The organism is Flavobacterium sp. NRK F7 (assembly GCF_024054195.1).
Lineage (GTDB): Bacteria > Bacteroidota > Bacteroidia > Flavobacteriales > Flavobacteriaceae > Flavobacterium.
On sequence record NZ_JAMXLB010000001.1, the window covers coordinates 2,036,088 to 2,060,735 of the forward strand.

Below are 24,648 nucleotides of genomic sequence, written 5' to 3' on the forward strand. Positions count from 1 at the left end.
AAATGAATGTTTTACAGGGTTTTTTTGTGGAGTCGGAGAGAATCGAACTCTCGTCCAAACAAGCAATCGAAGAGCTTTCTACATGCTTAGTTTCTGCTTGAATTTTCGACAAAAAGCAAGGCCAAAAACAACCACTTCTTGCTTAGCTTTATCAGTGTCAGAAAGGATTTAAAGCATTACCTTTCCTAGGTTTACTTTTACGGTTCACCTGAATCAAACTCCATAAACCAAGGATGTTGAGGTGAATCTAGCTTTCCAACCTTGTTGGAACTAGGCAAATCGTACTAAACTTCGGATTAAGCAGCTAAAGCGTAATTATTTTCGCCGTTTATAAGGTTGTACGATTATGATTTACGAGCCAAAAGTACAATGCTCGGCATGCTTACTTTTCAATTCCACTCGCTGTCAAAACCAGTCGACCCCCAAATGAAATTAGAATTTAGAAACTTCAATTTAGAAATGTATAATACAAAAATCATACCTTTTCACTATTCTAAGTGAATGCTTCTAAAAAGTGTGCCAAAATTACATTATTTTTTCCATTAAAAAAAAGTTGTTTTTAGAAATCTATAAAGTTATATTTGTAACATTGCTGACTAAACTTAAGATAAAAATAACAAATGAAATTCGGAATAATAAAGGAACGTAAAAATCCACCAGATCGTCGTGTGGTTTTTTCACCAGATGAATTAGTTCAATTTAAAGATCAATTTCCCCAAGCTGATATTACTGTAGAATCTTCTGATATTCGTATTTTTTCTGATGAACTTTATCAGGAAAAAGGTTTTGAAATTGCTCAAAATGTATCAGATTGTGATGTTTTATTAGGTGTAAAAGAAGTACCTATTGTAAATTTAATTCCCAATAAAAGCTACTTCTTTTTTTCACATACGATAAAAAAACAACCTTATAATCGTAAATTATTACAAGCAGTTTTAGATAAAAATATTACATTATACGATCATGAAACGATTGTAGATGAAAAAAATGCGCGTTTGATTGGTTTTGGTCGTTATGCAGGAATTGTTGGGGCTTACAATGGAATTAGAGCTTTTGGAATTAAGTTTGAATTATTCAATTTGCCTAAAGCCGAAACCTTACCCGATCAAAATGCGTTAATTCAACGATTGAGAAAATATCCTTTACCTTATATTAAAATTGTTTTAACAGGTAGTGGAAAAGTGGCTCATGGTGCTAAGGAAATGTTAGATGCGATGAAAATCAAACAGGTTTCCGTCGAAAATTATTTGACTAAAAAATACACCGAACCTGTGTATACTATGATTGATGTTTTGGATTACAACAAAAGAAAAGACGGTCAAAAATTAGATAAATATGATTTCTACACTAATCCTAAAGAGTATGAATCTGATTTTGAAAAATTTGCTGAGGTTTCTGATTTATTCATTGCAGGTCATTTTCATGGGAATAATGCTCCTGTAATTCTTACAAAAGAAATGCTACGTTCTTCAAAATGTAGTTTGAAAGTTGTAGCTGATGTTTCATGTGATATTGATGGTCCTATTGCGTGTACTTTGCGACCTAGTACGATTGCTGATCCAGTGTATGGGTATTTGCCAAGCGAACACAAAGAAGTTCCTTTGAGTCATCCAGCAGCAATATGGGTCATGGCTGTTGACAACCTTCCTTGTGAATTGCCTAAAGATGCGAGTGAAGGCTTTGGAGAAATGTTTTTAAAATATGTCATTCCTGCTTTTTATAACAACGATGCAAATGGCGTATTAGCAAGAGCCAAAGTAACCGAAAACGGTAAGTTAACACCGCGTTTTGCTTATTTGCAAGATTTTGTAGACGATAAGGAATAATATTGTTAAACTTGCTTATTAGTGTGTTTTAAAATTTATAATTAACCAAATTAACGGTTTCACTTTTATGAAAAAAACGATTTTATTTGCTACTTTATTAATTTGTTTTTTTGCTTCAGCACAAACTAAATTGCAGTTTACCGAAAGCAATCAGCTATTTTTAAATAAACTGGAACTTAATAACACTACAACTTTTGAAAGTATCGTTTCAGAATTAGGAGAACCAGTTTTAAAAAAGGAATCTAGAAATGGTGTTAAGTTATATATATATTCAGATTTAGGTATTGCATTAAAAATTTTTAATGGAAAACTTACCATGATAGGGGCAAATTTCAACTGGGATGGTGATAAAAATTTTCCTGAGAAAAGTTTTACAGGTGAATTTTTAATAGGTTCCACCAAAATTACAAATGAAACGACCAAAAACTTTTTTGAGACGGTTTCATTTATCTCATTTGATAATTTAATGATGGAAATGTATGCCGCTACAACTAATGAGAAAATAATTATGTTAGCCTTTAATTCAAATGGATTTGTAACGCAAGTTGGTTTTGAATTTAAACAAGAAGAATAAAAGTTAAAAATCAATAGAAGTATAAAATCCTGATTACGATTATAGTAATCAGGATTTTCTCTTATAGCCCTGATGGTAGTGGCATCCTTTTTCTTTTTTGCATTCCAACTCCACTCAATGTGACAAAAAGAAAAAGATAGAGCAAACAGCAGGACAATTTTTGTACTGATAGCTATTGTGGTGCTCCTAATTATTAGTCCAATCAATCTTTCTAGAAAAATACATTACAGCTCCTAGAATTAAGAATAAACCGATGCTTCCTACCAATAAGGCATAGTTTTCTAACTGTATAATTACAAAAATAAAACTATATAAGACCGTTAAGGATGCAGCTATAAATAATGGGAATTTTTTCTCTTTCAATACCGAAACGGAATAGAGTAATAGCATGATTATAACGGCACTAGCTGCTATAGTATACGCTATTGTAAAGCTAGAGTGTTCGGTTATCGATATTAATAGCGTATAAAACATAATTAAAGCTAAACCAATCATCGTATACTGAAAAATATGAATGCTTTTTTTGCTAATGGTTTGTATTAAAAAGAAGATTAAAAAGGTAAGTCCGATCACTAAGAAACCATATTTTGAAGCACGCTCATTTTGTTGGTATTGGTCTACAGTCTCAATCAATTTAACACCATACGAATAATTGTTCAGATCTGGAATCTTAGTGTCGTATTGTTGCGAAAAAGGACGATTAATATGTAAAATTTTCCAATCAGCATGAAAGTTTTTGGAAGTAATTTGCTTTGTGGTATCATTGGCAGCAAAACTACCGATAAAGCTTGGTGAGTCCCAATTAGCATTAATGCTTGTAGTAGTTGTTTTTCCCACTGGAACAAATTGGATGTTATCACTTCCATTATATTTCATATCGAAATTGAAAGCGATGATTTGATTGGGTACATACGTAAAAGTTTCGGTTTCCAATGTGCCAAAGTAGTTGTCTTCATCAGCTTTCGATTCCAAGCTGAACTTCTTTTTATTTAGCGTAATTTTTAAATCACTTTTTATGCTTTTCAAATTGGTGGTTTTTATTAAAACGGTTGCTTTATCCCAAAGCACATCTTCTGTTTTAATATTTAATTTATCAAGCGCTGCATTTTCAAAACTTCCGTTGAACTGCATGCTGGCTTTAAAAACAATGGGATTGTAAATTCCTCTTTTAATGTCATCTACTTTAGTAACTTCCGTTTTATTTTCTAAAGTGTTCGGAAAGAAATAAGCATATTGGATAGAGGCACTTTTTTGAATGATGGTTTCCCGACTTTTTTCATCAACAATAGCTGTTTCAGAATAGGTTTTGTATGGAATTTTTAATATTGGTCCATAAAAATGAATGTTTTCACCCCAAGTTTCGGTCACTTCTTGCGTGACATCATCTTTACGTTCAGAGCGTTCTCTAATTAGATTTTGCACTAAATTAAGAGGAATTAATAAAAATAAGGTTAGCATACCTACCATAATCATTTTAGCTGTATTGCTTTGTAAAAAGGAAGGTTTTGGAGTGTTGCTAGGTTTGTGTAATTCGATTGGATTTTCCATAAGATAAGATTTTAATTGTTTTAAAAATGAATAATGAAATTGGTAGAAACTAAATACATATATAACAAGGCTATAGGTATATTAAATAGTAGAAATAAAATACTTCCTAATTGATATAAAATGCGTTGTCTACAAATTGTGAGATTATAGATAAGTTTGAAGAATACAATCGCATTTATAAATAAAGCTGTAATTACATAGAGAAAGCCAATAAAAAAGATCACATCTACTTTTGTTATTTTGTAAAGCAATAAGATTATAGTTCCAATTACAAATGAAATTAGAGCTACTATTCTGGCTAGTTTACCATCTTGAATTGTTATTTCTAAAATTTCTTCCATACATTTAAATAGTATTTAGTACAACATAAGCATATAAGAATGCTATAGGAATATTGGATAACAGAATCAGAATTCTAATAATAAGATCTTCCACATCCGTTTCTTTAGAGAATAGGTATACCAAATAAAAAAAGGTAAGGGCATTAACTAGTATTGCTATTAATAAGTAGATATATCCAAAAACCAGTATTGGAAAATAATTTGGGAAGATAAAATGTGCAAGAAATAGAATAGTTCCAAAACTAAATGAGACAATAGCTAATTGTGTCGAAAAAGGTAAATCTTTGAATTGATAGTTAGTTTCCATAAAACTGATTTTTAATTTGATAGGTGAGGTAAATAAAACTGCCATACAAAGCCGAGAAAAGAAGTGCTTCAGTTGATAGTATCGATAGAAAAGTATCCATTGCCAATTGGAAAGGATGGGTTAAAATAGTCCAACTATTAAATCGAAGGAAACGACCTAAATAAATACCAAAACCGCATAATAAGCTGATAATAGGAATACTAATTTGAATGAACTTCGAAGAATGAAATAGTAAGTAGCAATTTTTAAATTCTTGGATGGCCAATAACCCAAATAAAAAACCTAAGCTTGCAAAGGAAAACAACAAAATTAGATCGAACCAAAATAATTCAGGATTGCCTTTTGGTAAGTGAACAAAATCGGTTACTATGTAAAAGGAATTAGGTAAAAATAACAACCAACAGACAAATAGTAATAGTCTCAATTTTCCATTTTCGAAAAGTTGAATCTTTTGTTTTGCAACTTGTAAAAGTAAATAGGGAATGGCGGCCAAAAAGAGATTCCATATCAAGAAAAAATAGAAAATAGATTGAGTTATTTTGACACGGAAAAGTAATAAAAGTGCACAATAAAAACACAAGATTAGTAAAATACTATTCGTTTTTTTGTTGGATAAATACAGGTTGATTATCGCTTGCATAGTATTAAATATTAAAGGTTTGTTGAATGTTTATGACAGGAATAGTCAGCATTTTATGAAAATCTAAATGATAGAATTGATGTGCTTTTTTGCCTCTTTTGTAACTAGAATAAAAGCTTTTATAGGCTTTTGGATAAAATAGAATTCCTGTGAGTATTACGATAAAAACAAAGGGACTTCTTTTTCCGTTTCCTAATAAATAGAATTGCAAATCCACTTCTTCTTTTACAGTGGTACCAATTTTTGTTAGTACATGAAACACATCGTGTTCTTCTAAACTATCTTGTACCTCATAATGATTGATTTTTAAAAAAGTGCCCAGTTCATGTCCTAAACTATCCGCTTCAAAACATAAGAGTTGGTCCACATTTAAACCCCAAGGTTGTGCGTTTTTAAAGAAGTACTCGTAAGGAACTTTAATGGTTTTGTATAAAAATTCGATTATTTTATCTTTCATGTGTGTGGATTTTATTTTTAGCGGTCACATATGTTATCTCTTTTTTTTATTCCTGTTGGCTTTCGCAAACTTGCTATTTGTTGTGATTTCATAATAATATCTTAAAGTACTTTGAATTTCAAAGTTGTTGAATAAAAAAATAGATTTAACTTTTGGATATTAATTTTTCGAGTGCTTCAATATGTTCTTGAAACGCTTTTTTTCCCTCTTTGGTAGCAATGTATTTGGTGTTTGGTTTTCTTCCAATAAACTGTTTTTCAACCGTAATATAATTTTCACTTTCTAAAGCTTTGGCATGACTGGCTAAGTTACCATCGGTAACACCTAACAATTCTTTTAGAGTAGAAAAATCAGCATTTTCATTTACCATTAAAACCGACATGATTCCCAAACGAATTCGGTGATCAAAAGCTTTATTAATATTTTGGATGATATTTTTCACTCTATTTTTTTATTTAGTAGCCAATGTTAATTTTTGGACCTAAAAATTTTGGTTTTATATTAAAATGGAAATCTACAAAAACTTTTGTACGTGCTAAGTATTCTCTAGCTTGTACTTTAAAACCATACTTTTTTGAGACATCTTTTGCATTGTATGCAATCACATTCATATTGTTTTTTGAAGCTATATATAAAGCTCGTTCATTATGAAATTCTTGCGAAATTAGAGTAAAATTGGTTAAACCAAAAACTTCTTTTGCTCTAATAACAGAATCCAATGTTCTAAATCCAGCATAGTCTAAAACAATTCTATCTTCTGGGATACCTTGCGCGATTAATTCATTTTTAAAATCGGTGGGTTCATTATAATCGAAACGACTATTATCACCACTAACTAAAATATATTCAATTTTGCATTCTCTAAATAAAGTTACAGCTGCTTCAATACGGTACTTAAAATAAAGATTCAAAGTTCCATTTTTTAAATATTTTCCTGTGCCTAAGACTACACCAACTTTATTTTTTGGAAGTACACTTACATCTGAAAATGTTTTATTTTTTGCTTCATTTTTTATTTTTGTATGTGCTACACAAATAAAAAATAGTATGAAGACGCTTATGGGAAATAAAAATTTTCGCATTTTATTTTGTATTAGATGTTTCGATCATATTTATAATACATCATACTTCCATATAAAATATGACACAAACCAAATCCAATTACCCAAAAATACAAACCATAGCCTGAAAATTCAACGGCAATTAATCCTAAAATAATTTGAGTGATACCTAAATAACGTACGTCTCTTAACGTATATTTACTGGCATTTAAACATGCTAAACCATAAAATAATAAGGTAACAGGAGCAATTAATCCATAATGTTTGTTTTTTAGTAAAAGCAAAGCAAAAATTCCACCTGTGATTAAAGGAATTAAAAAATTAATTAAGACTCTTCTTGAAGTAGGATTCCAAATTTTTTCTCCAGCTTTTTTTGCTTTTTTAGCGGTTAATAAATAAGCAGTACCAACAGAAAGAACGAGTACAATAAAAGCGGTTAAAAGAATTAGTTTAAAAGTTTTACTTTCCAAAGTGATATAACGCCCATAATGAGAATTGATTAAATAGTTCACATATGCTGCACCAACTAGAGCATAGATTCCTGCTAAAATTCCAGATAAACCACTTAACGAAATGAATTGAGTGGATTTACTCATCATTTCTTTAATATCTTGTATGTCTTTTAAATATTTACTTGCTTCCATTTTAAAGTACTTTGAAATACAAAGTAAATTAATATTTTTCTATTGACCAAATTTTTTTTTGTTAAATAATTCCCATTTCAAGAAGCAGTAACCGTAAAGTAAAATAATTGTAATATTTTTATGCTTTAATACATTTAATTCTTTCAGTAATGCGATTTTCTTTTGTTTTAGTATTAGGTCTTTGGACTACTTTTTCTTTAAATGCGCAATCGAATGATGAAAAAATGCTACGATCCATCTACGATGAAGCATTAACTCATTCACAATGTTATGATTGGTTAGACTATTTGTCGAATACGATAGGGGCAAGATTATCGGGCTCTTCTTCAGCAGAAAAAGCGGTTCAGTATACACAATCGGAACTGGAACAATTGGGTTTAGATCGTGTTTTTTTACAAGAAGTAATGGTGCCACATTGGGTAAGAGGAGAAAAAGAAAAAGCCTATTTTGAGAATAAAGGTAAAAAAGTTGAGGTTCCTATTTGTGCCCTAGGTAGTTCGGTTGCAACTCCTAAAAACGGACTTAAAGCTCCTATAATTGAAGTAATGGGAATTGACGAAATGATTGCTTTAGGAACTGAAAAAATAAAAGGAAAAATCGTTTTTTTTAATAGACCAATGACACCTATTCACATTCGCACCTTTGAAGCCTATGGTGGTTGTATTGACCAACGTTCTTCTGGAGCTCGTGAAGCAGCTAAATTAGGAGCTGTAGGTGTTATTGTACGTTCGATGAACTTAAGATTAGATGATTTTCCGCATACAGGAAATACAAATTATGGTGATTTGCCAAAAGAAAAGTATATACCAGCCGCAGCAATAAGTACGAATGGCGCTAATTTATTGAGCGAGTCACTTAAAAATAACCCAAACCTTCAATTTTTCTTTAAACAATCTTGTGAAACATTACCCGATGTTTTGTCTTATAATGTGGTGGGTGAAATAAAAGGAACTGAAAAACCAGATGAAATTATGGTGATGGGTGGACACCTAGATTCTTGGGATTTAGGAGATGGTTCTCATGATGATGGAGCAGGAGTGGTTCAAAGTATGGAAATTCTTTCTATATTTAAAAGATTAGGTTATAAACCCAAGCACACGATTAGGGTGGTTTTATTTATGAATGAAGAGAATGGTAATAGAGGTGGTAAAAAGTATGCCGCATTAGCAGAAAGTAATAAAGAAAACCACATTTTTGCATTAGAAAGTGATGCTGGAGGTTTTTCACCAAGAGGCTTTTCATTTGAAGCTGATTCCGCCAATTTTTCAAAAATTAGTAATTGGAAAACCTTATTTGAACCATATTTAATTCATATTTTTGTGGAAGGTCATACAGGAGTTGATATTGGACCATTACAATCCAAACATATTGTTAAAGCAGGATTACAACCTGATTCCCAACGCTATTTTGATTATCATCATGCTGCCAATGATACTTTTGACGCTGTGAATAAAAGAGAATTGGAACTTGGAGCAGCCACAATGGCTTCGTTAGTTTATTTGATGGATCAATATGGGATTGAGTAATGAAACCTGCAGAAGAGTATATCTTTAGACAGCCAGAAATGTATCGTGAAATGCTACTGCATATTGTTGCAGTGGTAGAACATGAATTGAGAGATGCCGAATTGCTTTTCAAATGGGGAATTCCTTATTTTTATTATAAGAAAAAGCCTTTTTGTTATTTGGCACCCAATCACAAACGTAAATTTGTTGATGTTGGTTTTGCTAAAGGCTTTCAATTACTTAAAAATCAAGAATCTTTGGTTGATGAAAATAGGAATACGGTAAAATCTTTACGATATACTACTTTAGAAAGCATAGATAATAGTATCTTAAAATCGGTTGTAGAGGAAGCAAAAACATTATATGTTTAAAATAAAAAAGCACTTCTTGAAGTGCTTTTTTATTTAAAGTAATTCAAAATAGTTAAATTCTAAAAATGCCTCCTACAGCAATAATACGTTGAAAGAACCAAAAATCTTGCGAAGCTTTATCTGCTGTATTGTTTGTGGTACGAATATCATTCATATTAATATAACCCCCTTTTACTTCAGCTTGAATAAAAAAGTGTTTGAAAAAGGTAAAGTTTAATCCTGCTTTTGCAGATAAACCATAACCTGCTAAATGAAATTCATCATATCTTTCTTTACCCAACAAGGTGGTATTGGTTTTGGGAAGTAATATTCCAGCACCAAAACCTTCGGTAACATTAATTTGAAATTTATCCGTATTGGGTAAACCAATAAATTTTGAAAGATCATCTACTCTTGATAATTCAGTATGTATGTAATTCAAACCATCAGTGTGTTCAAACAATAAAAAATCTTCTGTAAGAGTTAGTTCGTTGCTTGTAGGCAATTCTCCATAGGTCCCTGCATTTGGATAATAACCAGAATAATTTGATCTAACATTATTAAACATCACATATTTCATATGATCTACTCCAATAGCTATCGAATAATGATCACTAAAAAAATACCCGATTCTTAAATTAGTTTGCGGAATGGTCATTCTTCCAGGATTGACATAATCAATATTCCAACCTTTTGGTTTATCATGAGCGGGTACATCATATAAGGTAAAATCATAGTTTTCTCCCTGAAAACGAATGTCAGATCTTGAAAATGATTCTCGGTTTCCACCCCAAAAGATAAAAAATTTACCTTTGTTATGACTGGTGTATTTTTCAGGTGTTGCAACTGTTTCTTGCGAAAAGGTGTACTGTGAAAAAACACAAAAAGATAGTACAACCATTAAAAATGATTGCTTCATTGGGTTAATATAAGTAATTTAAAATTGATTTACGGTTTTTCGGATAGCGACTAATTTGGTCATTAAATCTTCAAAATAATCCAAGTGTAACATATTAGCTCCATCACTTTTAGCATTTGCCGGGTCAAAATGAGTTTCTATAAAAATTCCATCCACACCTACTGCAATTCCAGCTTTAGCGACAGTTTCAATCATATCGGGTCTTCCTCCTGTTACACCAACGGTCTGATTGGGTTGTTGTAAAGAGTGGGTAACATCTAGAACTGTAGTAGCATATTGTTGCATGGTTGGAATTCCTCTATAATCCACTATCATATCTTGATAGCCAAACATGGTACCTCTATCGGTTACCATAACATTTTCATTTTTACAGTCTAATACTTTTTGTACCGCATGTTTCATGCTTTCTGGACTCATAAATTGTCCTTTTTTCAAGTTAACGGTTTTACCAGTTTCTGCAGCAGCCATTACTAAATCGGTTTGACGTACTAAGAAAGCTGGAATTTGTAAAACATCAACATAAGCTGCAGCCATTGCAGCATCTTCATTGGTATGAATATCGGTCACAGTTGGGACACCAAATTCTTTCGATACCTTAGCTAATATTTTCAAAGCTTTTTCGTCTCCAATTCCCGTAAAACTATCTATCCTAGAACGATTCGCTTTTTTAAAAGATCCTTTGAATACATATGGAATTTCTAATTTATCAGTGATGGTTACGATTTTTTCAGCAATGCGTAGCGCCATTTCTTCTCCTTCAATAGCACAAGGACCTGATAGTAAAAAGAAATTACCGCTTTGTGTATGTTTAATTTGAGGAATATTTTCTAAGTTCATGGTGTTGTTATTTTTCGTGTGCAAAGATAAAAATAAAAACCTTTTAAATTACGCTTTAAAAGGTTCGTTAAGACAGAATTAAGATTTTCAATAATTTTTAAGTCAAAAATTATTGTTTTTTAATATTTAGACCTTTCGGACATACAATTTGCCCTCTTTCGTAGATATTGAAATACAAACTTATTTTTTTTGAAGTTCCTTCTAATACAACCTCATAAATTGATAACGTTCCAGCACCAATACCATGAGTGTCTGATGGGAAAGGACAACAGGTAGCTGTTTTTTGATACACTATTTTTTCTCCTTTTGGACCTTCTAAAGCATTGAAGAAAAAAGCAATATTTTGTTCTTCTTGAGTATCATATAATGGTCCTATGTTAATTGGGTAATCAGCATCATAGCCATATTGCGAATCTTTAGCATATTCCGAAATTACAAATGCATTATTAACAACTTTAGGACGAATAGCATTTGGGTTAATATTCTTAATAGTTGATTTGGTACTCGTACAGGAATATAGAAATAGGAGTAAAAACAAAGTGGTAAGTGCTTTCATTTTTTAATTGTTTTTGGTTCGTATAAAATAACTAACTGCCGCAGAAATTACAACTCCAAAAGATAATCTATCAAAAACACTATTAGAAATTGCGGTATTCAAATTATAACGAGCAGTTGCTTTTTCTAATGACAATCCTTCTGCTACAGAAGCATTAATAGCATTATCGAAGAAGTCAGGAGAAATATAGTGATGTGTAATATACAAAGCAACTGGATTTAAAACCGTAATTAATACAGAGAGAATAATTCCAGAGGTAAATCCTTTTTTCCAATCCATTTCATTTTTGTAATGGTTTCTTTTTTTATCAAAAAGAGCTAAACCAATAAGAAAAATGCTGATGGGTAAAAATAAAAGATTATACAAAGGTTCTAATAATACTCTACTATCATGCCAACCCATTTTACTTTCAAAGTACATCCAAAGTGTATAAGCAATAGTATAAATAATGGCCCATTTGATTTCAATTCTGAAATTTTGTAACATAATGTATAATTTGTATTCAAAATTAATATAAAATATTATAATTGGAATTAAACGTTGCTATTTTTTATATTTGTCAAAAATAATTGTATGGAAATACTTTATGGTACTTGGCACTGGTCTATTTCTGGTTTTTTAATTGGAGTTACCATGTTGCTTCTAATTTATTTTGGAAAAACTTTTGGAATGTCTTCTAATTTGAGAACGTTATGCACGCTATTAGGAGCAAAAAATAAATCCAATTATTTTAATTTTGATTGGAGAGAGCAAAAATGGAATTTAGCTGTGGTTTTAGGTGCTATTTTGGGAGGTTATTTTGCGACGCATTTTTTGAGTGGTATTGATATTGTTCAATTGAATCCAAAAACATTACAACAATTACAAACACTCCATATAGATTTACCTAATGGGAAAATGGTTCCTGATGCCATTTTTAGTATCGATACCATGTTAACTCCTAAAGGCTTTTTGATTCTATTACTAGGTGGATTTCTAATAGGTTTTGGAACTCCTTATGCAGGTGGTTGTACTTCAGGTCACGCCATAACTGGGTTGAGTAATTTACAATTACCATCTTTAATAGCTGTAATTGGTTTCTTTATTGGAGGTTTGATAGCTTCCTATTTATTAATTCCTCTAATTTTTTAAAATGAAATTACTACGTTTTGTTTTGGTTGGTTTTATATTTGGTGTTGTTTTAACCAAATCAGAAGCGATTTCTTGGTATCGCATTTATGAAATGTTTCAATTTCAATCTTTTCATATGTACGGAATTATTTTTACAGCTATTGTTACTGGAGTTGTAGGTATTCGTATTTTTAAAAAGAAAGAAATTAAGGATTATAAGGGATTGCCTATAGAAATTTTAGATAAAGAAAAAGCGCGTTTTCGATATATAGTGGGAGGAATTATGTTTGGTGTTGGCTGGGGAATAGTAGGTTGTTGTCCAGGTCCAATATTTGTTCTTTTAGGAACTGGTATTGGTACCATTGGAGTAGTACTTATTGGCGCTTTAATTGGAAATTTAATCTATGGAATTTTCAAAGATAAAATTCCTCATTAATCTCATTTACTGATTATTAAATTCTTATTTTTTCGAATTTAAAAAATTAATTTTTCAATTTATTAATTAGAGTTTTAATAAATTCATTATTCTATATCGTTTTCTTAAAAAATATTTTTAAAATTAATTTTTTTGTTGTTTTTTTGGTATAAACTTAACAAATAAAACTATTAATTATGAAAAAATTAGCAATTGTTTTGGTTTCTGTAATGGCGTTAGGAACAGTAATGTCATCATTTCGTAATGTAACTTCTAATGAAGTATCTATTGTTGGAAAATGGAAGTACTATCAAGAAGGTAAAAAAATGAGTAAAGCGGAACTTTTATTTTCCTATGAGCATGAGGAAAATTGTGGTAATGATTATGTGGAATTTTTTGAAGATGGTAAAGTAAATGATGTTTTTTACTATGGTTCTGGAAATTGTGAAATGTCTGTTGATAGTGGTACATGGAAAAAAGAGGATAATAATTTAATTATTAATTTTCCTTATGCTGGTGAAGAAACAGGTGAAATTCTACTATTAGATGCGACTACTTTAAAAGTGAAAGCCGAAGTAGAAGGAAAAGAAGTTATTTATATTTATAAGAAATTATAAAAAATCCTATTTAAAATAAAAAAAATCCCGATTCAATCGGGATTTTTTGTTTATTGTATTTCAGCACTCAAACCTGCGTCTAGTAGGGCAGAACATTGCGGTTTTAATTCATCATAACTTCCAGTCTTGACAGCGCATTGTCCTTTATAATGTACAAGTAAAGCACATTGTTCTGCTTGTAAAGCTTCATGATTGCAAACGCGTATCAATGTTTCAATCACATGGTCAAAAGTATTTACATCATCATTATATAAGATGATTTCGTTATTTATACTAACTAATTCTTCAACTAAAACTTCTTCTTTAACTTTTTCTATCATACTCATTTTTAGCTTTTTAAATTTTAAACAAAAATAATTATTGTTTTACATATTTCAAAGCAACCCAATTGTTTCTTTCGAATTTTTTAACATAAGTGAGTCCTTTTTCAGTGCAACAAGAATCTATAACAGGAATATCTTCCGTGTAAAAGCCACTTAAAAATAAAATCCCTTTTTCGTTTAAGCAATCTACATATTGTTGCATGTCGTTTAAAAGAATGTTTCTGTTAATGTTTGCAATAATAACATCATACTCTTTACCTTTTAAGAGTGAAGCATCACCTTCGTAAACACTAATATTTTCACAATTATTTCGAGCTGCATTTTCAATAGAGTTTAAGTAGCACCAGTTATCAATATCAATAGCATCGATTGGTTTTGCTCCTTTCATTTCAGCTAAAATGGCTAAAATAGCCGTTCCACAACCCATATCTAAGGTTTTTTTATCAGTAACATCAGTTTCTAATAAATGTTGGATCATCATATGTGTCGTTTCATGATGTCCCGTTCCAAAACTCATTTTGGGTTCAATTACAATATCAAATTCAGCATCAGTTTTTTCATGAAAAGGAGCTCGAACATGGCATTTTCCATCAACATCAATGGCTTCAAAATTCTTTTCCCATTCTTCATTCCAATTTACTTGTTCAATTTCCTCGAAAGTATAGGATATTTTAAATTCCGTATTGTTCAAGATATAAATGTCTTCCAATATGTTTTCATTCCAAAGCTCTTTCTGTACATAGGCAGCAAGACCCGTTTCGGTTTCAACAAAGCTTTCAAATGCGGTTTCTCCTAATTCAGCTAATAAAATTTCTGAACCTAATTCTCTTGGTTCAATTGTAAAATAGTAGCCTATATAAATATTTGACATGATGTAATTTTTTGCAAAGGTAAATAAAGGAAAAGATATTCTTTAAAATATTTTATTTTTGCGGGCAATTACAACACAACTTCAATTTAATGAAAAAATTAATAATTCTATTAATACTAGCTCTTTGCCAGTATTCATTTGGTCAATTCAAAAAAGATTCTCTAAATAACAATGATATAAAACTAGCAGCTTTGCCTTATTACAGTTATGGAAAGGGGTTGGGAGTTACTTCTCCAGATAGTATTTTTCAATTGAACATTCGTTTTAGAATGCAAAACAGAGTCACCTATATTAATGAAGAAAATGAAGAAAATCGATATGAAGCACAAATTAGAAGACTGCGTTTACGTTTTGATGGATATGTAGGGGATCCAAAGTTTTTATATGTGATTCAACTTTCTTTTGCTCCTGGTGATGTAGGTGTAATTGAAGATGGAGAAAATATAAACATTATTAGAGATGCAGCTATTTTTTACAGACCCAATAAAAATTGGAATTTTATTTTTGGACAAACTAAATTGCCAGGAAATAGACAAAGGGTGAATTCTTCAGGGGCATTACAATTAACAGATAGAACCATTAATAATGCAAAATTTACTATTGATAGAGATTTTGGTGTACAAGCGTATTATTTAAACGAAAGAAAAGATGCTTTTTCCTACAATGTAAAAACAGCCATTTCAACTGGTGAAGGAAGAAATTGGACGAAAACATCAGACGATGGAGTGGCCTTAACTGGTAAAATTGAATTATTTCCATTTGGAACTTTTAAAAAGAATGGTATTTATTTTGAAGGAGATATTTTACGAGAAGAAAGCCCAAAATTACTATTGTCAGGTGCGTTTCAACAAAATAATAGAGCGGTCAGAGCGCAAGGTCAATTAGGGAAGGAGCTTTTTCAACCAAGAACCCTTCGTTCCACATTTTTTGACGCCCTTTTAAAATACAATGGCTGGAGTCTTATGAGTGCGTATATGAATAGAAAAGCGAAAGATATAATCATTTATGATCCAAATGATGTAACTAATTTTAATTATGTTTTTGCTGGAGAAGGTTTTGATTACCAAATGAGTTATGTGTTTCCATCTAATTATGAAATAATCGGAAGGTTTTCAACGCAACAAGTTGCCGATGAAATACAATCTTTGGCTCCAAATTCGAAGCAATATAGTTTTGGTCTAACCCGTTATTTATGGGAACATACTTTTAAATTGCAAGCGGAACTTACCTATAATGAATTAAATTATAATTGGAGTTCTTCTTCATCAAATTGGTATGCCCGTTTTCAGATTGAAATAGGAATTTAATTATTTTACGTTGCATTTAATTACCTTTGCATCATAATTTAAATAAAGTATGTTACAGATAGGTCAATACAATACCTTAAAAATATTAAGAAATACCAAAGTTGGTTTATTTCTAGGTGATGGAGTAGAGGAACAAAATGATGTTTTATTGCCCAATAAATATGTTCCAAGAGAATTTTCAATTGGGGATGAATTAACGGTATTTGTATATTTGGATCATGAAGAACGTCCTGTAGCAACCACTTTAAAACCGTATATAAAATTAAATGAATTTGCCCATTTAAAAGTAAATTATATTAATAAGTTTGGTGCTTTTATGAATTGGGGATTGGAAAAAGATTTGTTTGTTCCATTTAAAGAACAAGCCAGACCCATGGAAGAAGGGAAACGGTATTTAGTATATTGTTTTATGGATGAAAAAACCAATCGATTAGTAGGTTCTAGTAAAACACAACAATTTCTAAATAATGAAGATGTAGATCTTGAAAATGGGGAAGAAGTAAATATTATTGTATCTCATATTACTGAAGCAGGAATTAATGTTATTATAAACGAAAAGTACAGAGGTTTGGCTTACAAAAATGAAGTCTTTGAAGACGTTAAGCCAGGTTTGAAGATGAAAGCTTACATTAAAAATGTGAGACCTGATGGTAAAATTGACGTGTCGCTAAGAAAATTAGGTGTGGAAGCTATCGAACCTTCTGCACAAGTAATTTTAGACGAACTCAAATCCAATAGAGGTTTTTTAGGCTTGAATGATAATTCTAATCCAGAAGATATTAGAACCGTTTTAAAAATGAGTAAAAAAGTCTTTAAGAAAGCAGTAGGTAATTTATACCGTCAAAAAATGATTGAAATTAAAGAAGACGGGATTTATTTAATAGTCTAATTTATAGAATGCCTTTTCTTACTTATTCCTCATATAATCAATCGGTTTCTTTACTACACAAGCATAAACATGTTTCAACGATTTATGCGGGTATGTTTAAAAAATTTCCTAGTCCCGTTTACCAAAGAGAAATTTTAGAATTAACCGATGGAGATTTTTTAGTGGTAGATTATAACTTGAAAAATAAAAGGAAAGCAGTAGTTTTATGTCATGGCTTGGAAGGAAATTCTCAGCGAACTTACATGAATAGTTGTGCAACTTATTTTTTAAATCAAGATTTTTCTGTTTTTGCATGGAATAACAGAAGTTGTAGTGGAGATATGAACCGTTTACCTAGATTGTACCATCATGCCACTATTGAAGACTTAGATGCTGTAATACAATTTGCTTTACAACAAGTAGAAGAGGTTTATTTAATTGGTTATTCAATGGGAGGTGCTCAAACCTTAAATTATTTAGGTAGAATGCAACCTGTAGATTCAAGGATTAAAGCAGGAGTGGCTATATCTGTGCCTGTTGAAATAAAATCGAGTGCTGAATCTTTAAAAAAAGGGTTTAATCAAGTTTACATGAAAAACTTCATGTACGACTTAACCAAAAAATTAAAGCAAAAAGCCAAACAATTTCCTGATTTAATGGATTGGAGTAAAATTAAGAACATCGACAGTTTTGATTACTTAGATGACCATTTTACAGCGCCCTTACATGGTTTTAAAGACAAAGAAGATTATTACTATCAAGTTTCTCCAGCAAGAAGTATCACCAATATAAAATTGCCTGTTTTGATATTAAATGCATTAGATGATCCTTTTTTAGGTCCAGATTGTTATCCAAAAGAATTGGCATCAAATAGTAATCTTATTTATTTAGAAACTCCAAAATATGGTGGGCACTGTGCTTTTCCTTTAAAAAATAATGACTATTCTTATGCGGAAATAAGAGCTTTTGCATTCATTAAGGAATTATCACAAAAATAAATATTTTAACAGATTATTAAACATAGTATTATTTGTTAAAATCAAAAAATGATTTACATTTGTCCTCTGTATGATAAGAAAGATGGTGAAATATTTTTTCCTTACTTTAGTAACCTTACTTGTTGGTTACACGCAATTATTTGCTGGTGCAAATGATTGTAAATCCTTATCTACATTAGACTCTCACAACAATTCACAGGAAGTATTAGTTGAAAATGAGTTAATTAACAACCTATTTTTTTATGATTATATTCATAACGTAGGTGATATTGAAGCTCATAAAATTCATGGAATTGATGTCGAAATTGAAGAAGATGAAATTTCTTCTTCGAAAAAAACACTTGATTCAAGTTCTTTTCTTCGTAAATTTCTTTGCAGTTCAAAACAAAAAATCCTTTTACTAGAACAAAAAAGAAGACTTTTTTTAGGAGAAGTTACTTCTCATATCGCAATAAAAAAATTATTTATCGTATTCAGCGTATTTAGAATATGATTTAACTGTTAGCAGGCATTTTCATGTCCTGCTTTTTCTCCATTTAAGTTACCATACTTAACAATTTAAAGGAACTTTACAATAATAAACGGCTTTATTATTCACTGCTCCATTAATCACACTCATTTTATTTAAATATATATTATTATGAAAAAAGTTCTCATTTTTATGAGTATCTGCACTTTGTTATTAAATACAAGTTGCAAAAAAGAAGTTGAAAAAAAAGAAGAAAACACCCATTTTCTGGTTACCAATCCAATAAAAAAAGATACGTTAATTACGAAAGATTATGTATCCCAAATTCAATCGAGTAGACACATTGAGTTAAGAGCTCAAGAAAGAGGTTATTTACAAAAAATTTTCATTGATGAAGGTCAATTTGTAAAACAAGGCCAACTATTATTCCAAATTATGCCAAAATTATATGAGGCAGAAATGGAGAAAGCAAGAGCAGAAGCTAGTTTTGCCGAGATTGAATATAAAAACACGAAACGTTTGGCAGATAGTGATGTTGTTGCTCCAAACGAATTGGCAATGGCTAAAGCCAAATTAGACAAAGCGAATGCTGAGTTAGCATTAGCACAAGTGCATTTGCAATTTACGCAAATCAGAGCGCCATTTGATGGTATAGTTGATAAATTCCATGTTCGTTTAGGAAGTTTAGTGGAAGAAGGCGATTTGCTAACTAACCTATCTGATAATAGTAAAATGTGGGTATACTACAATGTACCTGAAGCAGAATATTTAGATTTTAAAGCTGAACAAAAAAGTGATGTAAAACCAACCGTTAATTTATTAATGGCAAATAATAAATATTTTGAATATCCAGGAATAGTAGAAACAATTGAAGCAGATTTTAACAATGAAACAGGAAATATTTCTTTCAGAGCTACTTTCCCAAATCCAAAAAGTTTATTGCGTCACGGTGAAACGGGAAATATTCATGTTACCTTACCTTATAAAAATGCGATGTTAATTCCACAAAAAGCTACTTTTGAAGTATTAGATAAAAAGTATGTTTATGTAATTGATAAAGACAATAAAGTAGTTTCAAGAGAAATCAAATTAGCAGCAGAATTACCTCATTTATTTATTGTAAGCGAAGGTTTATCAGAAGATGACAAAATTCTTTTAGAAGGATTACGATTGGTTAAAGAAAATGAAAAAATTGAATATAAGTTAGAAAAGCCTGAAACTGTTTTAGCGCATTTAGAGCTTTATGCTGAATAATTGAAATTATAAAAAGATAAAAACATGTTTAGTAAATTTATACAAAGACCCGTTTTTGCAATTGTAATTTCAATTATGATTGTCTTTATGGGAACACTCTCTATCTTAAAATTGCCTACTTCGCAATTTCCAGATATTGCGCCCACAACGGTTAATATTTTTATTGCTTATCCTGGAGCAAGTGCTGACGTATTAGTAAAATCAACATTAATTACACTTGAAAACTCAATTAATGGAGTGCAAGGTATGCGTTATATGGCTACAGATGCAACGAGTGCAGGTGAAGCTACCTTGAGAATTATTTTTGAGCCAGGAACAGATCCCAACCAAGCAGTAATTAGGGTAAAAACAAGGGTAGACCAAGTGATGCCCTTATTACCAGAGTTAGTTCAAAGAGAAGGAGTCGTTATTACGCCTATTCAACCGAGTATGTTGATGTATGTCAATTTATATGCTACTGGTAAGAATATGGATGAAAAATTCCTATACAACTATGCGAATGTGAAAATGCTGCCTGAAATTAATCGTATTAAAGGAGTAGCGAGATCACAAATTTTAGGAAGTAGAACTTATGCGATGCGTATTTGGTTGAATCCAGACCGTATGAGAGCCTATAATGTTTCTACAGATGAAGTAATGGATGCTTTGGCTGAACAAAGTATTGTAGGACGTCCAGGTCGTATCGGTCAAAGTTCGGGTATACAAGCCCAATCTTTAGAATATGTACTAACTTACAAAGGAAGGTTTAGTGAGCCAGAACAATATGAAAATGTTATTATTAGAGCCAATGCAGATGGAGAAAGTATTCGTTTAAAAGATATTGGTCGTGCAGAATTAGGAAGTGAATTTTTTGATATTTATTCCAATTTAGATGGACATCCTTCAGCTTCTATTGTATTAAAACAAAACTATGGAAGTAATGCCAATGATGTAATCGAACAAGTAAAAGAAAAATTAGAGGAAATGAAAGAAACTTTTCCTCCAGGTTTGGATTACAAAATTAGTTATGACGTTTCTAAATTCTTAGATGCTTCGATTGAACAGGTAATTGATACGTTACGAGATGCTTTTATATTAGTAGCACTCGTAGTTTTCATATTCTTAGGGGATTGGCGTTCTACTTTGATTCCTATTTTGGCGGTACCCGTTTCATTAATTGGGGCCTTTTTTGTGATTCAGTTTTTTGGTATAACCATCAATTTGGTAACACTATTTGCCTTGGTATTAGCAATTGGTATTGTAGTGGATGATGCTATTGTCGTCGTCGAGGCGGTGCATGCTAAGTTTGAGGAATTCCCACATATTACTCCTTATTTAGCGGTTAAAAAAGTATTAGGTGAAATTAGTGGTGCTATTATAGCAATTACAGCGGTAATGGTGTCGGTTTTTGTACCTATTTCTTTCATGTCAGGACCAGTTGGAACTTTTTATCGTCAGTTTTCGATTACAATGGCAAGTTCGATAGTTATTTCCGCTATTATTGCCTTGACATTAACACCTGTTTTATGTGCCATGTTGCTTAAAAATCATCATGGTAAAGAAAAGAAAAAAAATATTTTAACAAAATCCCTTGATAAGTTTAATAGTGTTTTTGACAAATTAACTGGAAAGTATGTAAAATTGTTAAAATCGATTGTAAGTAGAAGATGGTTAACATTCTTTGTGTTAATTGCCTTTTGTGCTGGAACATTTTTTGTAAGTAAAATTCTTCCATCTGGATTCATTCCTAGTGAAGACCAAGGTACTATTTATGCAATTATCCAAACCCCACCGGGTTCAACCTTAGAAACTACCAATCAAGTATCACAAAGACTTCAAAAAATATGCGAACATGTAGAAGGAGTAGAATCGGTTTCGTCATTAGCGGGTTATGAAATTATGACGGAAGGTCGTGGTTCAAATGCTGGTACTTGTTTGATCAATTTAAAACCATGGTCTGAAAGAGAGCATAAGGTAACCGAGATTATGGAAGAATTGGAAGAAAAATCGAAAGATTTAGGAGCAAAAATCGAATTTTTTGAACCACCAGCAATTCCAGGGTTCGGATCATCAGGAGGTTTTTCAATGCGTCTATTAGATAAAAGTACGACAGTAGATTATAAAGATTTTGATGAGATTAATAAGAAATTCATGGAGAATTTAGAGAAACGCAAAGAGTTAGCAGGTCTTTTCTCTTTCTTTGCGGCAAATTATCCTCAATATGAATTGGAAATAGACAACCAATTAGCCATGCAAAAAGGAGTGTCTATTGGTAAAGCAATGGAAAATCTTGACATATTAATTGGTAGTACCTACGAACAAGGCTTCATTCGTTTTGAGCGTTTCTTCAAAGTATATGTTCAGTCAGACCCTAAATTTAGAAGATTGCCATCAGATATTTTGAATTTGTATATTAAAAATGATCATGGAGAAATGGTGCCTTATTCCGCTTTTATGAAATTGAAAAAGACCCAAGGACCAAATGAGATTACCCGTTTTAATATGTACAACTCAGCTGCCATTCAAGGATTACCTGCAAAAGGGTATACCACTGCTGAAGCCATTGATGCAGTTAGGGAAGTTGCCAAAGAAACGTTACCAAAAGGATACGATATCGCTTGGGAAGGACTTTCATATGATGAAGCTAGTAGAGGAAATGAGTCTATTTATATTTTCTTAATTGTATTAGTATTTGTGTATTTTGTTTTATCTGCGCAATATGAAAGTTTTATTATTCCTTTATCGGTAGTATTCTCGTTGCCTGTGGGTGTTTTTGGTACGTTCTTTTTATTAGAATTAATGGGTCTTCAAAACGATATTTATGCTCAAATTGGGTTGATTATGTTAGTAGGATTACTGGGTAAGAATGCTGTGTTAATTGTAGAGTTTGCGGTTCAAAAGCATCATGAAGGGCTTTCGATTTTAGAAGCAGCAATTGAAGGAGCAAAAGTGCGTTTTAGACCTATCTTAATGACCTCATTTGCTTTTATTGCAGGTTTAATTCCTTTAATGTTGGCTTCAGGTGCTGGTGCCATTGGAAATAGAACATTAGGATCAGCTGCTTTAGGCGGAATGCTTTTTGGAACCATATTTGGAGTCATTATTGTACCAGGATTGTACTTTATTTTTGGGTCATTGGCTAGCGGAAGAAAATTAATAGATGTAGAAGAGGATAGTTCATTAAGTGAAGATTTTGTGCATCAATTGGATCGTTTTCCAGAAGAAGAGGAGGAAGAATAAAATGAATTTAAAATTGAAAAATATGCTTCGTATAAAGTATTATATACCTGTTACAGCTATCTTAATTTTATTAAGTTTAGCAGGCTGTAAAACAAGTAATTTGGCTCAAAAGGAAGCCAATACCACGGTTCCAGAAAGTTATTCAACCAGCAAGGATACCATTAATTCTGGAATTATGAATTGGAAAGATTATTTTGTTGATGCTCATTTAAATACATTGATTGAGACCGCCTTACAAAATAATCAGGAATTGAATATCACTTTACAAGAAATCGAAATTTCTAAAAATGAAATTAGAGCACGTAAAGGGGAATATCTTCCTTTTATTGGACTAAGAGGTGGAGCAGGTGTAGAAAAAGTAGGACGATACACGAGTCAAGGTGCTAATGATGCCAATACAGAAATTAAACCAGGAGTAGAAACTCCAGAACCCTTACAAGATTATATGGTTGGAGCTTATGCTACTTGGGAAATTGATATTTGGAATAAATTGCACAATGCTAAAAAATCGGCGATTAGTAACTATTTAGCTACTGTAGAAGGTAAGAATTTCATGGTAACTAATTTAATTTCTGAAATAGCGAATTCGTACTATGAGTTGCTGGCTTTGGATAACCAACTAGTTATTGTGAGAAACAATATTGAAATTCAAGAAAATGCACTTAAAATTGTTAAGTTGCAGAAAGAATCAGCTCGTGCTACAGAATTGGCAGTAAAACGTTTTGAAGCCCAAGTTTTTGATACAAAAGGTTTGGAATTTGAAATTCAACAAAAGATAATTGAAACTGAAAATAGAATTAATTTCTTAGTAGGACGTTTTCCACAGAAAGTAGACAGAAGTACAGATACTTTTATAGAGATGGTTCCTAATGTAATACACTCTGGGATTCCTTCTCAATTGTTAGAAAATAGACCAGATGTAAAACAAGCTGAATTAGAATTAGCTGCAGCAAAGTTAGATATTAAAGTAGCTAAAGCAAGATTTTATCCTTCGTTAGGTATTTCAGCAGGTATTGGTTTAAGAGCTTTTGATTCAAAGTATTTATTTACAACTCCTGAATCTTTGTTGTACTCTATAGCGGGAGATTTAGTAGCTCCATTAATCAATAGAAATGCTATTAAAGCAACTTATAATACTGCCAATGCGAAACAGATTCAAGCCGTTTATAATTATGAAAAAACTATTTTAAATGCTTATGTTGAAGTGGCTAATCAATTAGCTAAAATTGAAAATATGAAAAATATTTATGAGTTAAAGTCAAAACAAGTAGATGCTTTAAATCAATCGGTTACTATTTCCAATGATTTATTCCGTTCAGCTAGAGCTGATTATATGGAAGTGCTTTTGACTCAAAGAGATGCTTTAGAATCGAAATTTGACTTGGTAGAAGCCAAAATGCAACAAATGAATGCAATGGTAAGCATTTATCATGCACTTGGTGGCGGTTGGAAATAGATTTTATAGTTGTTAATTTTTTTTAGGGAATGTCCCAAGCAGTAAAAATGTTTGGGACATTTTTATTGTTCTATTTTATTTTGCTTAAAATGTAATCACAGATTGTAGCAACTACGTTAAAATTATAATAATTTTTTGTAGGTATTTTTTTAAAAGCTATTTTTGATATTCTAAAC

28 protein-coding genes and 1 other RNA gene are annotated in these 24,648 nt (G+C 31.3%); 14 read left to right on the forward strand and 15 right to left on the reverse strand.

Going from position 1 to position 24,648, the window contains the following annotated elements:
• Positions 1 to 24: 24 nt before the first annotated feature.
• Positions 25 to 423, reverse strand: a transfer-messenger RNA (tmRNA) gene (gene ssrA, locus NHF47_RS08975).
• A gap of 197 nt (positions 424 to 620) precedes the next feature.
• On the opposite strand from ssrA, the gene NHF47_RS08980 reads away from it, so the two are divergent.
• Together NHF47_RS08980 and NHF47_RS08985 are read left to right on the forward strand one after the other, a co-directional pair.
• Positions 621 to 1,826: an NAD(P)-dependent oxidoreductase gene (locus NHF47_RS08980; protein ID WP_252764595.1), complete on the forward strand. Its 1,206-nt coding sequence runs from the start codon at positions 621 to 623 to the stop codon at positions 1,824 to 1,826.
• Positions 1,827 to 1,893: 67 nt separating this feature from the next.
• A complete protein-coding gene (locus tag NHF47_RS08985; RefSeq protein WP_252764596.1) occupies positions 1,894 to 2,400 on the forward strand; it encodes a hypothetical protein in 507 nt (168 codons plus the stop codon).
• A gap of 186 nt (positions 2,401 to 2,586) precedes the next feature.
• Here NHF47_RS08985 and creD read toward each other — a convergent pair whose 3' ends face one another.
• The 8 genes from creD to NHF47_RS09025 form a co-directional block, all read right to left on the reverse strand.
• Entirely contained in the window at positions 2,587 to 3,948 is a 1,362-nt protein-coding gene (creD, locus tag NHF47_RS08990) for a cell envelope integrity protein CreD (protein WP_252764597.1), read from the reverse strand.
• Between the two features lie 20 nt (positions 3,949 to 3,968).
• On the reverse strand, positions 3,969 to 4,289 hold the full coding sequence (locus NHF47_RS08995) for a hypothetical protein (protein ID WP_252764598.1): 321 nt from the start codon (positions 4,287 to 4,289) through the stop codon (positions 3,969 to 3,971).
• A gap of 4 nt (positions 4,290 to 4,293) precedes the next feature.
• Positions 4,294 to 4,596: a hypothetical protein gene (locus NHF47_RS09000; protein ID WP_252764599.1), complete on the reverse strand. Its 303-nt coding sequence runs from the start codon at positions 4,594 to 4,596 to the stop codon at positions 4,294 to 4,296.
• A complete protein-coding gene (locus tag NHF47_RS09005) occupies positions 4,586 to 5,236 on the reverse strand; it encodes a DUF1361 domain-containing protein (protein WP_252764600.1) in 651 nt (216 codons plus the stop codon). The genes NHF47_RS09000 and NHF47_RS09005 overlap by 11 nt, the downstream gene beginning before the upstream one ends.
• Before the next feature lie 4 nt (positions 5,237 to 5,240).
• On the reverse strand, positions 5,241 to 5,693 hold the full coding sequence (locus tag NHF47_RS09010) for a hypothetical protein (protein WP_252764601.1): 453 nt from the start codon (positions 5,691 to 5,693) through the stop codon (positions 5,241 to 5,243).
• A 145-nt stretch (positions 5,694 to 5,838) separates the two neighbouring features.
• Positions 5,839 to 6,135, reverse strand: a complete 297-nt coding sequence (locus NHF47_RS09015; RefSeq protein ID WP_140998296.1) for a transcriptional regulator — start codon at positions 6,133 to 6,135, stop codon at positions 5,839 to 5,841.
• 13 nt (positions 6,136 to 6,148) lie between these two features.
• Positions 6,149 to 6,775: a vancomycin high temperature exclusion protein gene (locus NHF47_RS09020; protein WP_252764602.1), complete on the reverse strand. Its 627-nt coding sequence runs from the start codon at positions 6,773 to 6,775 to the stop codon at positions 6,149 to 6,151.
• 11 nt (positions 6,776 to 6,786) lie between these two features.
• Positions 6,787 to 7,398 carry a hypothetical protein gene (locus NHF47_RS09025; protein ID WP_252764603.1) on the reverse strand — a complete coding sequence of 204 codons (612 nt, stop codon included), beginning with the start codon at positions 7,396 to 7,398 and terminating at the stop codon, positions 6,787 to 6,789.
• A 149-nt stretch (positions 7,399 to 7,547) separates the two neighbouring features.
• On the opposite strand from NHF47_RS09025, the gene NHF47_RS09030 reads away from it, so the two are divergent.
• Together NHF47_RS09030 and NHF47_RS09035 are read left to right on the forward strand one after the other, a co-directional pair.
• Positions 7,548 to 8,924, forward strand: coding sequence for a M20/M25/M40 family metallo-hydrolase (locus NHF47_RS09030; RefSeq protein WP_252764604.1), 1,377 nt, complete (start codon positions 7,548 to 7,550; stop codon positions 8,922 to 8,924).
• Positions 8,924 to 9,274, forward strand: a complete 351-nt coding sequence (locus tag NHF47_RS09035; protein ID WP_252764605.1) for a DUF1801 domain-containing protein — start codon at positions 8,924 to 8,926, stop codon at positions 9,272 to 9,274. Before NHF47_RS09030 ends, NHF47_RS09035 begins: the two co-directional genes overlap by 1 nt.
• Positions 9,275 to 9,326: 52 nt before the next feature.
• Here the strand turns inward: NHF47_RS09035 and NHF47_RS09040 are convergent, their stop codons facing one another.
• The 4 genes from NHF47_RS09040 to NHF47_RS09055 all read right to left on the reverse strand — a co-directional run bounded on the left by NHF47_RS09040 (position 9,327) and on the right by NHF47_RS09055 (position 12,051).
• Positions 9,327 to 10,172, reverse strand: a complete 846-nt coding sequence (locus NHF47_RS09040; RefSeq protein ID WP_252764606.1) for a hypothetical protein — start codon at positions 10,170 to 10,172, stop codon at positions 9,327 to 9,329.
• 18 nt (positions 10,173 to 10,190) lie between these two features.
• Complete coding sequence (kdsA, locus tag NHF47_RS09045; RefSeq protein ID WP_252764607.1) at positions 10,191 to 11,009, reverse strand: 3-deoxy-8-phosphooctulonate synthase; 819 nt, start codon at positions 11,007 to 11,009, stop codon at positions 10,191 to 10,193.
• Between the two features lie 109 nt (positions 11,010 to 11,118).
• Positions 11,119 to 11,565, reverse strand: coding sequence for a 2-dehydro-3-deoxyphosphooctonate aldolase (locus NHF47_RS09050; RefSeq protein WP_252764608.1), 447 nt, complete (start codon positions 11,563 to 11,565; stop codon positions 11,119 to 11,121).
• 3 nt (positions 11,566 to 11,568) lie between these two features.
• Positions 11,569 to 12,051 (reverse strand): DUF4199 domain-containing protein, encoded by a 483-nt coding sequence (locus tag NHF47_RS09055; protein ID WP_252764609.1) that lies wholly within the window; start codon positions 12,049 to 12,051, stop codon positions 11,569 to 11,571.
• A gap of 87 nt (positions 12,052 to 12,138) precedes the next feature.
• Here NHF47_RS09055 and NHF47_RS09060 point away from each other — a divergent pair, with 87 nt between their 5' ends.
• From NHF47_RS09060 to NHF47_RS09070, 3 genes are all read left to right on the forward strand, one after another.
• Entirely contained in the window at positions 12,139 to 12,696 is a 558-nt protein-coding gene (locus tag NHF47_RS09060; RefSeq protein WP_252764610.1) for a YeeE/YedE family protein, read from the forward strand.
• A gap of 1 nt (position 12,697) precedes the next feature.
• A complete protein-coding gene (locus NHF47_RS09065; protein WP_252764611.1) occupies positions 12,698 to 13,111 on the forward strand; it encodes a DUF6691 family protein in 414 nt (137 codons plus the stop codon).
• Positions 13,112 to 13,287: 176 nt separating this feature from the next.
• Positions 13,288 to 13,707 (forward strand): lipocalin family protein, encoded by a 420-nt coding sequence (locus tag NHF47_RS09070; protein WP_252764612.1) that lies wholly within the window; start codon positions 13,288 to 13,290, stop codon positions 13,705 to 13,707.
• A gap of 50 nt (positions 13,708 to 13,757) precedes the next feature.
• Here the strand turns inward: NHF47_RS09070 and NHF47_RS09075 are convergent, their stop codons facing one another.
• Both NHF47_RS09075 and prmA read right to left on the reverse strand, forming a co-directional pair.
• Positions 13,758 to 14,033 carry an ATP-dependent Clp protease adaptor ClpS gene (locus tag NHF47_RS09075; protein ID WP_252764613.1) on the reverse strand — a complete coding sequence of 92 codons (276 nt, stop codon included), beginning with the start codon at positions 14,031 to 14,033 and terminating at the stop codon, positions 13,758 to 13,760.
• A 31-nt stretch (positions 14,034 to 14,064) separates the two neighbouring features.
• Positions 14,065 to 14,901: a 50S ribosomal protein L11 methyltransferase gene (gene prmA / locus NHF47_RS09080; protein ID WP_252764614.1), complete on the reverse strand. Its 837-nt coding sequence runs from the start codon at positions 14,899 to 14,901 to the stop codon at positions 14,065 to 14,067.
• Between the two features lie 89 nt (positions 14,902 to 14,990).
• Between prmA and NHF47_RS09085 the strand changes: the two genes are divergently transcribed.
• The 7 genes from NHF47_RS09085 to NHF47_RS09115 all read left to right on the forward strand — a co-directional run bounded on the left by NHF47_RS09085 (position 14,991) and on the right by NHF47_RS09115 (position 24,472).
• Positions 14,991 to 16,208, forward strand: coding sequence for a porin (locus NHF47_RS09085; RefSeq protein ID WP_252764615.1), 1,218 nt, complete (start codon positions 14,991 to 14,993; stop codon positions 16,206 to 16,208).
• Between the two features lie 49 nt (positions 16,209 to 16,257).
• On the forward strand, positions 16,258 to 17,097 hold the full coding sequence (locus tag NHF47_RS09090; protein WP_252764616.1) for a S1 RNA-binding domain-containing protein: 840 nt from the start codon (positions 16,258 to 16,260) through the stop codon (positions 17,095 to 17,097).
• An 8-nt stretch (positions 17,098 to 17,105) separates the two neighbouring features.
• Entirely contained in the window at positions 17,106 to 18,074 is a 969-nt protein-coding gene (locus NHF47_RS09095) for a YheT family hydrolase (RefSeq protein WP_252764617.1), read from the forward strand.
• Between the two features lie 82 nt (positions 18,075 to 18,156).
• Positions 18,157 to 18,567 carry a hypothetical protein gene (locus tag NHF47_RS09100; protein ID WP_252764618.1) on the forward strand — a complete coding sequence of 137 codons (411 nt, stop codon included), beginning with the start codon at positions 18,157 to 18,159 and terminating at the stop codon, positions 18,565 to 18,567.
• Between the two features lie 147 nt (positions 18,568 to 18,714).
• On the forward strand, positions 18,715 to 19,797 hold the full coding sequence (locus NHF47_RS09105; RefSeq protein ID WP_252764619.1) for an efflux RND transporter periplasmic adaptor subunit: 1,083 nt from the start codon (positions 18,715 to 18,717) through the stop codon (positions 19,795 to 19,797).
• Positions 19,798 to 19,821: 24 nt separating this feature from the next.
• Positions 19,822 to 23,016: an efflux RND transporter permease subunit gene (locus tag NHF47_RS09110; protein WP_252764620.1), complete on the forward strand. Its 3,195-nt coding sequence runs from the start codon at positions 19,822 to 19,824 to the stop codon at positions 23,014 to 23,016.
• Positions 23,017 to 23,038: 22 nt separating this feature from the next.
• Positions 23,039 to 24,472, forward strand: coding sequence for a TolC family protein (locus tag NHF47_RS09115; protein WP_252764621.1), 1,434 nt, complete (start codon positions 23,039 to 23,041; stop codon positions 24,470 to 24,472).
• The last annotated feature ends 176 nt before the right edge of the window (positions 24,473 to 24,648 follow it).

Excerpts from the sequence above, each read along its gene's own strand:
- NHF47_RS08980 (WP_252764595.1), top strand. The coding sequence starts at position 621 with ATGAAATTCGGAATAATAAAGGAACGTAAAAATCCACCAGATCGTCGT.
- NHF47_RS08985 (WP_252764596.1), top strand. The coding sequence starts at position 1,894 with ATGAAAAAAACGATTTTATTTGCTACTTTATTAATTTGTTTTTTTGCT.
- creD (WP_252764597.1), bottom strand. The coding sequence starts at position 3,948 with ATGGAAAATCCAATCGAATTACACAAACCTAGCAACACTCCAAAACCT.
- NHF47_RS08995 (WP_252764598.1), bottom strand. The coding sequence starts at position 4,289 with ATGGAAGAAATTTTAGAAATAACAATTCAAGATGGTAAACTAGCCAGA.
- NHF47_RS09000 (WP_252764599.1), bottom strand. The coding sequence starts at position 4,596 with ATGGAAACTAACTATCAATTCAAAGATTTACCTTTTTCGACACAATTA.
- NHF47_RS09005 (WP_252764600.1), bottom strand. The coding sequence starts at position 5,236 with ATGCAAGCGATAATCAACCTGTATTTATCCAACAAAAAAACGAATAGT.
- NHF47_RS09010 (WP_252764601.1), bottom strand. The coding sequence starts at position 5,693 with ATGAAAGATAAAATAATCGAATTTTTATACAAAACCATTAAAGTTCCT.
- NHF47_RS09020 (WP_252764602.1), bottom strand. The coding sequence starts at position 6,775 with ATGCGAAAATTTTTATTTCCCATAAGCGTCTTCATACTATTTTTTATT.
- NHF47_RS09025 (WP_252764603.1), bottom strand. The coding sequence starts at position 7,398 with ATGGAAGCAAGTAAATATTTAAAAGACATACAAGATATTAAAGAAATG.
- NHF47_RS09030 (WP_252764604.1), top strand. The coding sequence starts at position 7,548 with ATGCGATTTTCTTTTGTTTTAGTATTAGGTCTTTGGACTACTTTTTCT.
- NHF47_RS09035 (WP_252764605.1), top strand. The coding sequence starts at position 8,924 with ATGAAACCTGCAGAAGAGTATATCTTTAGACAGCCAGAAATGTATCGT.
- NHF47_RS09040 (WP_252764606.1), bottom strand. The coding sequence starts at position 10,172 with ATGAAGCAATCATTTTTAATGGTTGTACTATCTTTTTGTGTTTTTTCA.
- kdsA (WP_252764607.1), bottom strand. The coding sequence starts at position 11,009 with ATGAACTTAGAAAATATTCCTCAAATTAAACATACACAAAGCGGTAAT.
- NHF47_RS09050 (WP_252764608.1), bottom strand. The coding sequence starts at position 11,565 with ATGAAAGCACTTACCACTTTGTTTTTACTCCTATTTCTATATTCCTGT.
- NHF47_RS09055 (WP_252764609.1), bottom strand. The coding sequence starts at position 12,051 with ATGTTACAAAATTTCAGAATTGAAATCAAATGGGCCATTATTTATACT.
- NHF47_RS09060 (WP_252764610.1), top strand. The coding sequence starts at position 12,139 with ATGGAAATACTTTATGGTACTTGGCACTGGTCTATTTCTGGTTTTTTA.
- NHF47_RS09065 (WP_252764611.1), top strand. The coding sequence starts at position 12,698 with ATGAAATTACTACGTTTTGTTTTGGTTGGTTTTATATTTGGTGTTGTT.
- NHF47_RS09070 (WP_252764612.1), top strand. The coding sequence starts at position 13,288 with ATGAAAAAATTAGCAATTGTTTTGGTTTCTGTAATGGCGTTAGGAACA.
- NHF47_RS09075 (WP_252764613.1), bottom strand. The coding sequence starts at position 14,033 with ATGAGTATGATAGAAAAAGTTAAAGAAGAAGTTTTAGTTGAAGAATTA.
- prmA (WP_252764614.1), bottom strand. The coding sequence starts at position 14,901 with ATGTCAAATATTTATATAGGCTACTATTTTACAATTGAACCAAGAGAA.
- NHF47_RS09085 (WP_252764615.1), top strand. The coding sequence starts at position 14,991 with ATGAAAAAATTAATAATTCTATTAATACTAGCTCTTTGCCAGTATTCA.
- NHF47_RS09090 (WP_252764616.1), top strand. The coding sequence starts at position 16,258 with ATGTTACAGATAGGTCAATACAATACCTTAAAAATATTAAGAAATACC.
- NHF47_RS09095 (WP_252764617.1), top strand. The coding sequence starts at position 17,106 with ATGCCTTTTCTTACTTATTCCTCATATAATCAATCGGTTTCTTTACTA.
- NHF47_RS09100 (WP_252764618.1), top strand. The coding sequence starts at position 18,157 with ATGGTGAAATATTTTTTCCTTACTTTAGTAACCTTACTTGTTGGTTAC.
- NHF47_RS09105 (WP_252764619.1), top strand. The coding sequence starts at position 18,715 with ATGAAAAAAGTTCTCATTTTTATGAGTATCTGCACTTTGTTATTAAAT.
- NHF47_RS09110 (WP_252764620.1), top strand. The coding sequence starts at position 19,822 with ATGTTTAGTAAATTTATACAAAGACCCGTTTTTGCAATTGTAATTTCA.
- NHF47_RS09115 (WP_252764621.1), top strand. The coding sequence starts at position 23,039 with ATGCTTCGTATAAAGTATTATATACCTGTTACAGCTATCTTAATTTTA.